This window comes from Kordiimonas sediminis (assembly GCF_014656395.1).
GTDB lineage: Bacteria > Pseudomonadota > Alphaproteobacteria > Sphingomonadales > Kordiimonadaceae > Kordiimonas_A > Kordiimonas_A sediminis.
Genome location: NZ_BNCI01000001.1, coordinates 1518420 through 1531661 on the forward strand (window position 1 = coordinate 1518420; position 13242 = coordinate 1531661).

At 49.0% G+C, this 13242-nt stretch carries 8 protein-coding genes; 7 read left to right on the forward strand and 1 reads right to left on the reverse strand.

Going from position 1 to position 13242, the window contains the following annotated elements; translation table 11 throughout:
* The first annotated feature begins 84 nt into the window (after positions 1-84).
* The 5 genes from IE181_RS06695 (at position 85) to IE181_RS06715 (ending at position 10817) form a co-directional block, all read left to right on the forward strand.
* Entirely contained in the window at positions 85-2529 is a 2445-nt protein-coding gene (locus IE181_RS06695) for an ABC transporter permease (protein WP_191251102.1), read from the forward strand.
* A gap of 70 nt (positions 2530-2599) precedes the next feature.
* Positions 2600-5032 (forward strand): ABC transporter permease, encoded by a 2433-nt coding sequence (locus IE181_RS06700; RefSeq protein ID WP_191251104.1) that lies wholly within the window; start codon positions 2600-2602, stop codon positions 5030-5032.
* Positions 5033-5101: 69 nt separating this feature from the next.
* Positions 5102-7546: an ABC transporter permease gene (locus IE181_RS06705; protein ID WP_191251106.1), complete on the forward strand. Its 2445-nt coding sequence runs from the start codon at positions 5102-5104 to the stop codon at positions 7544-7546.
* Between the two features lie 29 nt (positions 7547-7575).
* A complete protein-coding gene (locus IE181_RS06710) occupies positions 7576-10098 on the forward strand; it encodes an ABC transporter permease (RefSeq protein ID WP_191251108.1) in 2523 nt (840 codons plus the stop codon).
* Between the two features lie 218 nt (positions 10099-10316).
* Entirely contained in the window at positions 10317-10817 is a 501-nt protein-coding gene (locus IE181_RS06715) for an arsenate reductase ArsC (protein ID WP_191251110.1), read from the forward strand.
* A 125-nt stretch (positions 10818-10942) separates the two neighbouring features.
* Here IE181_RS06715 and IE181_RS06720 read toward each other — a convergent pair whose 3' ends face one another.
* Positions 10943-12067 (reverse strand): M14 family metallopeptidase, encoded by a 1125-nt coding sequence (locus IE181_RS06720; protein WP_191251112.1) that lies wholly within the window; start codon positions 12065-12067, stop codon positions 10943-10945.
* Between the two features lie 436 nt (positions 12068-12503).
* On the opposite strand from IE181_RS06720, the gene ykgO reads away from it, so the two are divergent.
* Together ykgO and IE181_RS06730 are read left to right on the forward strand one after the other, a co-directional pair.
* Positions 12504-12629 carry a type B 50S ribosomal protein L36 gene (gene ykgO, locus IE181_RS06725; RefSeq protein WP_191251113.1) on the forward strand — a complete coding sequence of 42 codons (126 nt, stop codon included), beginning with the start codon at positions 12504-12506 and terminating at the stop codon, positions 12627-12629.
* 130 nt (positions 12630-12759) lie between these two features.
* A complete protein-coding gene (locus tag IE181_RS06730) occupies positions 12760-13221 on the forward strand; it encodes a cupin domain-containing protein (RefSeq protein WP_229819194.1) in 462 nt (153 codons plus the stop codon).
* Positions 13222-13242 lie beyond the last annotated feature (21 nt).

Here is a 13242-nt window from a genome sequence, read left to right on the forward strand (position 1 = left end):
TAAAGGGGGCTGACAACAAGAAAGAAAGGACCATGGTCCTTTCGACATAATAAAGAAAAAATACAAAAAGCGAGGAAAGAGGAAATGTTTTTAAACTACGTAAAAATTGCCCTCAGAAATATTCTGAAGAATAAGCTGTATGCAGCGATTAATATTCTGGGGCTCGCCATTGGTCTGACCGTCTATTTGTTTGGCGGTATTGTGGCTGAGTATGAGTATAATCATGACACCATGTTTCCGAAACATGAGCGTACTTTTACCATCGGGTCAATATTGTCGCCGACTGCGAATATCGGCGTTAACGAGTTAAACAATACCTACACTGCGATGGGGCCGCTGATCAAAGCGGATGTGGAAAGTGTGGAAGAGGTGGCTCGGACTGTGCGCCGTGGCTATCTGGTGACGAATGGTGACAAGCACTTCTACAAGGATATCCAGTTCGCAGATAAGGAACTGACCTCTATCTTCGACTTTACCTATATTCACGGTGATGCTTCTGCACTTTCTGACCCGCGCGGCATGATTATCACGGCATCAGCTGCCACGCAGATATTTGGTACAACTGATGTTGTTGGGGAAACTATCCTCCTTAATCATGAAGAGGATCTTCGTGTACGGGCGGTTGTCGAGGACCTTCCGCAAAATTCACACTTCAACAGCTTCTTTATCATTGACCAAAAAGTTGAGTTTTTCGTGCCGCTTGAAGCGCTGAACCGTATGGCAGAATGGGACCTGAACGGTAACTGGAATAATTTGTCAGGTGGCAACTATGTGTATGTCCTGATGAAGGACAAGACACCTGTAGCTGAGGTGACGCGTCTTGTTGATGAAGTCTATAAAAATCATGCTGATCAGGAAATGCAGGAAACCTTCATTACCGGCATGAAAGCAAGGGCACTGAAAGAGACGAATACTGCTGTTTGGGATATGATCGGTATGCCTGCCATTGAGACAGTTCAGTTACTGGGTGTGTTGGTTCTGGTTATTGCGATTGTGAATTACACCAACCTGGCAACTGCACAAAGCATGGGCCGTGTCCGCGAAGTTGGAATGCGCAAGACGCTTGGCGCCTCACGCAAGCAACTGTTGCTGCAGTTTCTGATTGAAAGCGTAACTATTGCGACTGTGGCGATGGTAGTGGCGATTGTTTGTCTTGAACTACTTGTGCCACTTTTCAATGATGCCACGGGCAAGGTAGTTAGTTTTAATTACCTGCAAACCTTACCGTGGCTGGTGACAACAACACTCGTGGTCGGTTTCTTTGCCGGGCTATACCCCAGTTATCTGATCACAAAGGTATCACCGATTGATGCCTTGAAAGAAATGACCCTGAAAGGTGGCAGGGGGAGCTGGTTCCGGTCCTTGATGATTGGTACACAGTTTATGTTGTCCATCTTCATGCTGGCCGTTGTATTGATCGTGTTTTTCCAAAACAAGAAAGTGGAGGAAAGCAGCAATATTTACCCCAAAGAAGAAGTGCTGGTACTGAAGCGTCTGAATGTTGAAAGCATACGGGAGCGGGAAGAAACCCTGCGTCAGGAACTGTTGAATATTCCAGAAGTGGAATCCGTCTCATTCGCTACACAGGTACCATTCGAACAGTCTAACAGTACTTTCTCTGTAACGCCTACCAAAGGGGATGAAGCCGCGAAGTTTCAGGTGAACCAGCTTGATACTGATCATGACTTCATGAAAACCTTTGATGTTCCATTTGTTGCTGGCCGTGACTTTGACCGGGCTATTAGCGCAGATGTTCGCACTAGCACAGATGTACGCCGGTCGAATGTAATCATCAACGAAATGGCTGCACGGAATCTTGGATATGCACGTGCTGCTGATGCCGTTGGACAGACATTCTGGGGGCTGCAGTCAGAGGAAGAAGACGCACCAGCCGCCATGCAGTTTGATATTATTGGTGTAGTGGAAGATCAAAATATTCTTGGTCTCCATAATGATATGAAAGCCTGGATTTTCGCGATTGACCCTGTTCGCCACTTCTATGCAGCAGTGCGGATCAATCGTACGGCTGATGCTTCGGTTATCCTGAAGGTTGAAGACGTCTGGAAGCAGGTTATCCCTGAGTACCCAATCGAGCATGACTTCCTAGTTGGTATGTTCAATGACGTTTATCAGATCTATAAAGCCATGAATTCTGTTCTTGCCGGGTTTGCTTTTATGGCCCTGTTGTTGGCGCTGATTGGTTTGTTTGGTCTAGCAGCTTTCATGGCACGTGGCCGGACCAAGGAATTGGGCATCAGAAAAGTCCTGGGTGCATCAATCCCGCAGTTGGTGAAGCTTTTGATCTGGCAGTTCTCTAAACCAGTTATGTGGGCAATTTTGGTGGCCTTGCCACTCGCCTACTTCGCATCAGATATGTATCTGAACTTCTTCGCAGACAGGATTAACACACAGATTGTCCTTATTCTGGTTGCGGGTGCTGTTGCGGTTTCCATGTCATGGGGGGTGATCGGGCTGCATGCGATTAAAGTGGCACGCGGTAATCCAATTACGGCACTGCGGTACGAATAAACCAGACGCTTGATCTGGAAATATTATAAGGGAGAGGGCTAACCTCTCCCGTTAACGAGACGAGGAAAAAATGCTGCAAAGTTATATAAAAATCGCCATCAGAAATCTCTTTAAAAACAGGCTGTATGCCGCGATTAATATCATTGGGCTTTCGATTGGGCTTGCAGTGTTTTTACTAAGCACGATCATTGTCGACTATGAACGTAATCATGATCATATGTTCGCCAATCGTGATCAGATTTTTACCGTAAGCACTGTTTATGACCCCAGTGCAAACCAAGGTAGCGCTGAGAGTAGAGGCGTGCATTTGGCGATGAAACCGCTGGCTGAGGCGCAGATGCCTGAGCTGACAGGTGTTTCCCGGCGGATGATGTTTGAAACATTGATGCGGATTGAGGATGCATCCTTTTATCAGGATATTCATTTTGTCGATCCAGACTTTACTAAAATGTTTGATTTCTCATACATTTACGGCACAGCAGAAAGTCTGACAGGTCCTTCTCAGATTGTTGTGACCGATGAAATGGCAGAGAAATATTTTGGCCGCGTAGACGTTGTCGGGGAAACAATCAGGCTAGTTTCGCAGTCTTCTGAAAATCCTATGCAGATTGTTGCTGTGATCGAAAGCCTGCCTGCTGATACGCATTTCAACTCCGTTATTGGATCAGATGAAAGATTGGGTATTTTTGCGCTGGTCGATACGATTGACCTGATTACAGACACGCTAAATCCGAATGAGAATTGGAGCCATTTGTCATCTGATTTTATGCTCTATGTCATGACGGACGGGACTGTTTCACAGGACAAGCTTGATCGCGATTTGACCATGGTTTTCAATGAAAATGCACCGGTTTCTGAAAATGAGTTTGTCGCAAGCCTGAAAGCACGTCCACTGAAAGATGCCAACCTTTCCGTATGGTACACAACAGGAGTTCCTGTAGTGGAGACAATGGAAATCCTGGGCATTGTGGTGCTGGCAATCGCCATAATAAATTATGCCAATCTGGCAACTGCGCAAAATATGGGCCGGTTTCGCGAAGTGGGTATGCGTAAAGCGCTTGGTGCCTCTCGCCGTCAATTGCTTATTCAGTTTTTTCTGGAGTGTCAGAGCATCGTCGTACTTGCGATGATTGTATCCCTGGCCATCATTGAGATGGTTATCCCGTTTTTCAATGAAAGTCTGGGGCGGGTAGTTGCCGTTGATTACGTAACAATCCTGCCGCTTTTGATTGGGACCACTGTGGGTGTGGGGCTGCTTGCCGGGGTCTATCCAGCGATATTGATCACCCGGGCGACCCCATCCGATGCACTGCGCAATTTGATGCAGATGGGTAATCGCGGTGCATTGTTCCGGACAATCATGATCGGGACACAGTTTACCTTGTCGATTATCATGATGGCGCTGGTTCTGGTTGTCTATATCCAGAACGGTAAGGTACTGAAAGACAGTGAGATTTTCCCGAAATCCCAAGTCGTGAACATTCAGCGTATTGATAATGATGCGATTATGGAGCGGATGGATACCTTCATGACCGAGGTCGAGAAGTTGCCCGATGTTGAGTATGTTGCGCTGTCATCGCAGGTGCCATATCGCCAGCAGAACTGGACATGGGATGTCACCAGTGTGAAGGGCGACATGGAAAACAAAATTGGCGTGAATTCTATGAATGTGTCGCATGATTTCATGACGCTGTATCAGATCCCCATTGTCGCAGGCCGTGACTTTTCCCGCGACGTAAGTGCGGACGAAACAAAAGCAGGCGCCACGGGGGCAAACGTTCTGATTAATGAAATGGCCGCGCAGAACCTGGGCTATGCAACGCCCGAAGACGCCATCGGTCAGACCTTTTATTCTGCTAATGATGATTCCTATATGTTGCGTATCATCGGGGTGACTGAAAACCGGAACATACTGGGCTTACAAAACCATCTGAAACCTTTTGTCTTCCGCATTCGCAATCTGGGATACCGACATGTGTCTGTCCGGCTGCGTGAAGGTGCAAACGCGTCCACACTGAATGATCTGGAAGACATATGGCGCGAAATCAATCCTGACTTCCCGTATGTTTGGGACTTTCTGGATGCGGAATTTGAAGACAATTTCAGCATGATGCGCAGCGTTAATATGGCGATTGCAGGGTTTGCAGCGGTTGCTGTGTCGCTGGCATTGTTCGGTCTGTTTGGTCTAGCCGCTTTCCAGGCTGAGCAGCGCACGCGCGAGATTGGCATCCGTAAAGTACTTGGAGCAGGACTGAAAAATATTGTTCCCATGTTGCTGATCCAATTCTCCAAGCCTGCAATGTGGGCTGCACTTGTTGCCGTTCCGGCGGCTTATTATGCCTCTGATCAATATCTGGCGTATTTCGCGGACCGTATTGCAGGTGTTGTGCCGCTGATCATGGGCGCGGGGTTTGTGGCTGTTCTGCTGGCCTGGGTTACCATTGCGGTACACGCCTTTAAAGTGGCCAGACAAAACCCGATCAAAGCACTGCGCTATGAATAACGATAGGCAAAGACGTATTTAGGTGCTGTTGAGCAGCATAAATGGTCAAGAAGTTGAAAGGGAAACAGGATGATTAGGCATTATCTTAAAATTGCTGGGCGTGCGATGGCACGCAACAAGCTGTTTTCCTTTTTGAATATGGCTGGGCTGGCTATTGGACTGGCTGCTTTTATCCTGATTACGCTTTTTGTACATAATGAGTTTTCGTGGGACGACCACTGGCAGCGGTCTGAAGATATCTACCGGGTTGAGGGAACAATTACCTTTCCTGTTCGGGAAGACCGTCCCACACCGAATGCACCGGGACCGGTCAAAGACCTGTTGGAGCAATCCTTCTCAGGGGTCGAGGCGATTGCGCGCCATATTGTTTATCCAACCACTGTGAAGGTCGGGGAAACACTGTATGCACAGCAGGTCATCCATGCTGACAATGGTTTTATGGACTTCTGGAACGTACCATTGCTGGCAGGAGATAGCGGTCAGGCACTCTCTGACCCTTCTGGTGTTATTATCAGCGAACGCCTGGCACGTACCTACTTTACAAACACAGTGGCTCTGACGGATGTCTTAGGCAGCACGATTTCGGTCAATATCCAGGGGCAGATGAAGATGTTCCGCATCACTGGTGTGGCGAAAAACCCTGCCGATACCACGCATGCGCCTATGGATATGATTGTGCGGTTCAATCGTCAAAATTTTGACGGCGCTCGCTGGTTCAGTGATGGCTGGCGGTCAAACCCCTGGAAGACCTATATTCGGGTTGCGCCGGACGTGGATGTTGCCGCGATGGAGGCAGAATTGCCAAAATTGCTGGAGGCTGCCATGCCGCCAGCTGCAGCCGATCAGGACCCAGCACGGCGCAGGGGGCTGGTGCTGGATTTGCGTGCGGTTGGGGATATCCATCTTTACGGCAACGATTCTTCTGCGGATGTATCATCATTATACGGCATGTTGGCGATTGCCTTTTTGATCCTGCTGATCGCGGTGATAAATTTCCTGAATTTGTCGATGGCGCGGGTGGCCTACAGATCGCGTGAGGTCGCAGTACGAAAAGTCGTGGGTGCAGGTAATACACAGATTATGCAGCAGTTCCTGGGGGAATCTGTTTTGTTCGCCTTTGTCTCTCTTCTGCTCGCACTGGTCATGGTTGAAGTCAGTTTGCCGTATTATAATGCCTTTCTGAATGCTGTGATTGAAATTGACTTTTTGGCAGAGCCACTAGTCTTAGTGCTTATTCTGTTGCTTGGACTGGGCGTCGGGCTGAGTGCTGGTAGTTTCCATGCCTTGTATTTCGCATATCTGAAGCCAGGTGAGGTGCTTTATAACAATAGCAGTGATAACCCAGGAGGCAGTTTCTTCAGAAAGGTGCTGGTTGTGGGCCAGTTCACGATCGCCATTGCCCTGATGACGGTTGCTGTGTTTGTAAACAGGCAAATCGAATATGCCAGTCGTGTTGACCTTGGGTTTGATGACCAAAACCTGCTGGTGGTCAGCGGAGTAACGGCTGATGTGTCTGATACTTTTAAGCAGACACTGCTATCAAGTCCCTTCATTTCAGCGGTTGGGCGGTCGTCGGATGTGCCAACAGAGGGCAGTGAAGATCGACTTCAGATTTTGCCGAACGCAGGGGGCGAGAAGGTCACCTTGGATGGTCTTCCAATCGGTCCGGACTTTTTCAGCGTTTATAATATTCCGCTTGCTGCAGGTCGGTACCTGACCAACGCAGAGCCAGATATTCTGCGCAGTCGTCTAGAAGAGGGTGAATACCGCGGCGCTGCAAATATCCTGATTAATGCTGCGGGTGCCAAGGTGCTGGGATTTGATACGCCTGAGGCAGCGGTGGGCTACGTTGGTCAGGTTAATCTATCGACCTCCCTGGCATTTGAAGGGCGTATTGTCGGTATTGTCCAGGATTTTCACTTTGATAGTCTACGCAGTGCGATCCGGCCTGGCGTCTATTATGTAGATCAGATGCGCATACCTGACATGACACTGCGCATTGACAGCAAAAACAGAGACGCCGCTATCAGCGTCCTTGAGGAAGCGTGGCGTGAATTTTTCCCAAGTGACTTACTGGCATACCGTGAGATGACCCAGATGGTGGAAGACCAGTATCAGCTTGATATGCGTCTTGGGACAATGCTGACCGGTTTTACAATTCTGGCATTTGTAATTTCCTGTCTTGGGCTTTATGGCCTGGCAGCCTTCATGATTGAACGCCGGACCAGGGAAATAGGCATAAGGAAAGTTTTGGGCGCTGCGGTGCCGGATATTATGGGACTGCTTCTGTGGCAGTTCTCAAAGCCAATTTTAATAGCCATTCTGATTGCAGGACCGTTTGCCTTTCTGTTTCTGCAGGACTGGCTGCAGGCATTTGCCTACCGCATTGATCTGACACTGCTGCCGTTCATCGGGGTATGTTCGGCGACGCTGATGATAGGCTGGGTAACGGTATTTGGTCATGTTCTTGCGGTATCAAGAAAGCCGCCGATCACTGCCATACGATACGAATAATAAAACGACGAAGCGAGAAGGACATCATCATGTGGGGTAATTATTTTTTAACTGCACTGCGACACATCCAAAAAAACAGACTGTTTTCAGCCATTAATATTTTTGGTCTGGGCCTGGGGTTGATGTGCTGCATTCTGATCATGCTCTTTGTGCGTGCAGAATCCGGGTATGATACATGGCTCAAGGACAGTGACCGTTTGGTGCGCATGCACTCTGGGTATTATCCGTCCGCCCGACCACCGTTTGAAACCGTAAACTCGGCTGGACGCTTGATGGAGGCCATTCGGGATTATGCAGTTGCAGAAGTGGAAACCGGTGTCCGGTTTGTCCGGAATGATATGACTATTCAGCATGAAGGTAATGCCTTTTCCGAAAGTCTTGTCATGGCAGATGGCAGCTTCTTTGATCTGTTTGATTTGCCTTTTGTGCAAGGTTCTGCCGCCGCATCTTATAATAAGCCTTTTGATATGGTGATCACAGAAGAAGTCGCAGACCGCTATTTCGGCCGCAGTGATGTTATCGGTGAAACCCTGACTATTTGCTGCGTTGGGCCAGAGAATGAAGTGCGGGACGTAACAATCACCGGTGTTATTAAGGACTTGCCGTCGAATACACATCTGAACATTGACATGCTTGTCTATATGGATCCTGCGGTTTTCGCAAATGCCCCGAATATTCTTGAGACATGGAACAGTTTGAATGTGATGACATATTTTAAAATGCGTCCGGGTGTAACACTGGAACAGCTGCAGGAACGCATTGATTACTGGACTAATAATGAAAGTCCCTATGTCGAAATGTTTAAAAATATGGGTGATCAGGTGCCTGCGGGATCCAAGATTACGGATACTCTTCGCAACAGGGTTATGAGCGTACCAGATTTGCACCTGCGTGCCCGTGAACATGCGGGTAATTTGGGGGATATGACCCCAATGGGCGACCGGAATATGTTGGTGACCTTTATGGGGGTCGCACTTCTGGTCCTGTTGATTGCCTGTATCAATTTCATGAATTTGTCTACTGCGCGTGCCAGCCAGCGTGCACGGGAAGTTGCCCTGCGTAAGGTGCTGGGTGCCAGCCGCGCGCAGGTAGCTATTCAGTTTCTGGGGGAAGCTGTTGGGCTTGTCCTTGTTGCAATGGTCGTGGCTGTCGCTGGTGTGGAGGCTGTTCTTCCTCTCTATAACGATGTTTTGGGGACGGAAATTGATATGCAGATATTCAGTGACCCTCAGCTAATGGCTGCGCTTGTTGCCATTGTTGTTGTCGTTGGTGGTTTTGCTGGAATGTATCCGGCGCTGTATTTGTCACGCTTTAAACCCGCGCGTATTCTGAAGGCTAATAAAAGTGCGGATGCGCAAGGTACGACAAGCCTGCGCACCCTGTTGGTTGTTTTCCAGTTTGCGATTTCGATCACGCTTGTTGTTTCAACTGCTGTTGTTTACGGGCAGACGCTTTTTGTTACCCAGATGGATGTGGGGTACGAAAGTAACGACAAGCTGATTCTGAATGTACGGGCAGCACGCGGCCAGCTTGAAGGACTGAAGCAAGAATTGCTGCGCCTGCCAGAGATTAAAACAGTGGCTTATTCTTCTGAGGTTCCAACTCAGGATAATGAAAATAACACCGCCTTTCTTCTACTGGAGCAGTTGGAAGAGGGCATCGCCAATGAATATAAAGTCCTGAACTATCATCATTTCGGGTACGACTTTTTCGAAACATACGGGATCAAGCCAGTCGCAGGCCGTGTCTTCAGTGATCAATATGGTTCTGACCAGATCATCAGTGCCGGCGAGGGAGAGACAGGCAAGGCGTCTATTGTGTTGAATGAAACCGCTGTACGCCAGTTGGGTATAGCCACCCCCGAAGAGGCGATTGGCAAAACACTGCGTGCAGAAGTGTTCCGGGCAGGGATGCAGGAAGTACAGATCATCGGTGTTGTTCCTGATTTTTATTTCCGGTCTTTGCGGTACGGTGTGCGTGCGTCGGGATACATGATGGACCCGAACCGGTTTACGATGGCGTCCATGACATTTGAGACCGATGATGTCAGTGCGTTGGTTGAAAAGGTTGAGGATGTTTGGCGTAAACAGGTGCCATTGCAGCCGGTCACGATTGATTTTCTCAGTGAAATGATGTTGGCCCAGTATCAGGATGAACAGGCGCAGGCGACACTATTTGCGGCATTTGCCGGGCTTGCTATCATCATTGCCTGTTTGGGCTTGTACGGCCTTGCTGCCTTTACCGCAGAACGCCGGACAAAGGAAATCGGTATCCGCAAAGTGTTGGGTGCCCGGGTACGGGATATCGTCCGACTCCTTGTCTGGCAATTCTCAAAGCCTGTGGTGGTGGCGAATATCATTGCCTGGCCAGTAGCCTTTTATTTCATGAGCGACTGGCTAACCGGTTTCGAATACCGGATCGGGAATGATTATATTGTGGTTGTGTCTGTTGTTGCGGGAGTAGTCGCCTTGCTAATTGCGTGGGCAACCGTGGCAAGCAGGGCATTTAAAGTTGCCCGGTCCAATCCCATCACAGCCCTACGGTATGAATAAATATCAGGATGTTTTGACCCTCCTTCAAGAGTTTGGGTCAGTACACAAAGTATAGAAGTTCTGAGGCTTCTCGCTTTGCCTCAACTTCTCACCTAGGGGGAGGGAATACCTCCCCCCTTTTTCATGCGACATTGTCTGATTTTTTTGCCCTTGTAATAAAACTAAAATCAGTCTCTGGTTTTTCTAGGGATATCGAAAGTTTTAAGGACGAGGTCTTCATGTTTCAGGAATATAATGTTCTTGTTCTCTGTACAGGCAACAGCGCACGGTCCATCCTTGGCGAGGCAATCATCAATGAACTCGGCGAAGGGCGTGTCAAGGCTTACAGCGCAGGTAGTCGGCCTGTTGGTAGGGTAAATCCTTTTGCGATCAAGCTCCTGAAGAAAAAGGGGTACGAGACAGCCGGGCTTTATTCAAAAAGCTGGGATGAATTTACATCCCCTGGGGCACCTGATATTGATCTGGTTATTACCGTTTGCGATAATGCAGCAGGCGAGGAATGTCCGGTGTTTATGGGGGCGCCGAACAAGCTTCATCTGGGTTTCCCTGATCCGGCAGCCTTCGACGGCAGTGAAGAGGATAAAATGGCGCTGTTTGAGCATGTTTATGGCCGAATGTATCCGGTACTGTCATATCTGATCGAAAGCGACCCGCTGCATATGTGTGCAGCAGACCTGCGGCAGCAACTGATCCAGTATAAAGAGGAACGCGCTTACTAGGCTTCTGGCCCGCGTCTGGAGGCCAAGTAGGCTTGGAAGCTGGTCTGGGCCGTCTGGCGTCGTCAGGGGGGCGTCATGACAGTCAGGGGCAGTATCTGCCCCTGTTGCGCATTGTAGGCGTGTCTTTAAAGTTCTTCAACAATCTGAGCCAGGCTGCGCAGGCAGTCTTGCGCCAGATGGCGACACCGCTCCGGTGACCAGCCGAATAGTTCGTCGGGCAGGTTCGCATTGTCTTTAAATGGCATTTCCAGTGTCATGGACACACATCCAAATTCATGGGCAAGAAAATCTGTACATTTTTTCAGGTCAGAACTGCCGGGCTCGCCTTTTGGGTAGCCAAATTCGCGCTGGAAGTCCGGGGACTGAAGACAAAGCAGAGCTTCGAAATCCTCATAAAGTTTTTGCTGGCTTTCTTTGAGGTTTGGAATGCTCTCAAAGCCTGCAAGGAAGTTATAGGGAAGTGCCTCGTCACCGTGAACGTCCATTTGGAAGTCAACACCTGTTTCGCGCATTTTTTCGACAACCAGATAGACTTCCGGGCTTGTTTCCATGCTTGGATTGTTCCAGACGCGGTTCAGGTTTACCCCCGCCGCATTTGTCCGAAGGTGGCCGCGTTTTGATCCGTCCGGGTTCATGTTTGGCACAATGTAGAAATGTGCTTTATCCAGAAGGGTGCGGGCAACGGGGTTGTCACCGTCCAGAAGGAAGTCAAACACGCCTTCCATCCACCACTCTGCCATTGATTCGCCCGGGTGCTGCCGCGCGCATAACCAGATCTTTTTGCGGCCTTCTGCGCCGTATCCTACCTCGACAAGGTCCATGTCCTGACCGTCCAGCGTTTGACCCAGAACAGACGTCATCACAAGTGGGCTCGTAGCGACGTCGGCGATCAAGTCTGCATGACGCTCCATTGTGTAAGGAGCGAAATAGGCAAAATACATGCTGTCCTGCTCTGGCTCTACATCAAAGGACAGGATGCCATTTTCATATGTTGTTGGAATACGGAACCATGTGTCCCGGTCGTAGGACGCACAAACAGAATAATCATTCCAGCCATCCGCATAGGCCGCACCGCCAGCATTCATAATTCTTAAGGTGCACAGGGTATCCAGCGCGCCCGACATGCGGAAATAAAACCACTGATAAAAATCGGATTGATTATCCTTGTGTATCTCCAGCTGAATGTCTTCCGGATTGTCTGCCGCCAGTACTTTGATATTGCCGCCATCAAAGGCGCTAGAAATAAACATGTGTATGTCCCTTGGGTGTGATTTGGTTATGGTCTGTACCTATCATTCTTCAGCACCCTTGAAAAGGTGCATTCACACTGGTGGGTTGGGCTGAAAATTCTTTACAAAAAAGTACAGTATCGGTACTATGTATGGGTCGGCAGTAAGTCTGTCGGCATAATTATCCCCGCTATCTAACGGGGTGAGATTGAGGCGTTCCATCCATTTTGGGGGGCGCCTCTGATCGTTTGCAGAGGCTGCATGTCGGAGGCTTTGTTGGTGTTTGACATCACCATCAACCATGCCGGGTGGCAAAGTATCATTGTCCTACTTGACAGGTGCCCGCTTCACCAGTATGTTCCGCGCCCAATGGATTCGAGTGGTCCAGATGATTCTTGGATCACGCAAGCCTCGCTCGACGGGGAAAGTTTAACAGATTTATATAGAGAGACGAGCCATGAAAGTTCGCAACAGCCTCAAGTCGCTAAAAAGTCGCCACCGCGACTGTCGTGTTATTCGCCGCAAAGGCCGTACGTATGTGATTAACAAAACGCAGCGTCGCTTTAAGGCACGTCAAGGCTAAGGTTTACACCTTACCTTGTCTCTATCTGATTGTTAGCCGTGCACCCAAATGGGTTGCGCGGCTAAATCATTTGAGGCAAGGTGCGCCGGAATATGCCTTTGTGGCAGTTTTTTAAATTTCAGGGGGAATTATGAAGACGCAAATACGTTCATTAGTGTGTGCCGCAACCATTCTGGGTATGGCCGGGACAGTGTCAGCCTTGTCAGATGTTGTGAAGCCGGTCCCAATGACCAAGGATCAGATCGCGGGTAACATTTTCAAAGACTACACGCCGGTGGTTACGGAGCGCGAAACAGCAAAAGGCAAGTCAACGGCCTATGACGTGGAGACTTTTCTATCGTCTGATAAGCAGTTTGACACGGGTATGTATAAGGCCGGACCTGCGCGCTGGGAAATTGACGAACCATACGGTGTAGACGAGTTCATGTATTTCCTGGAGGGGAGTGTCACACTGACATCCAGTGATGGGTCTGTTATGACAATCAATGCAGGTGACGCGGTGACTATACCCCGGGAATGGACAGGTGTCTGGGAAACGGATGGGTATGTAAAAATCTATGTGATTTATAATTCAGAAGGGCCGATTGAATAAGGGCTTTCTGACTGGAGTTGA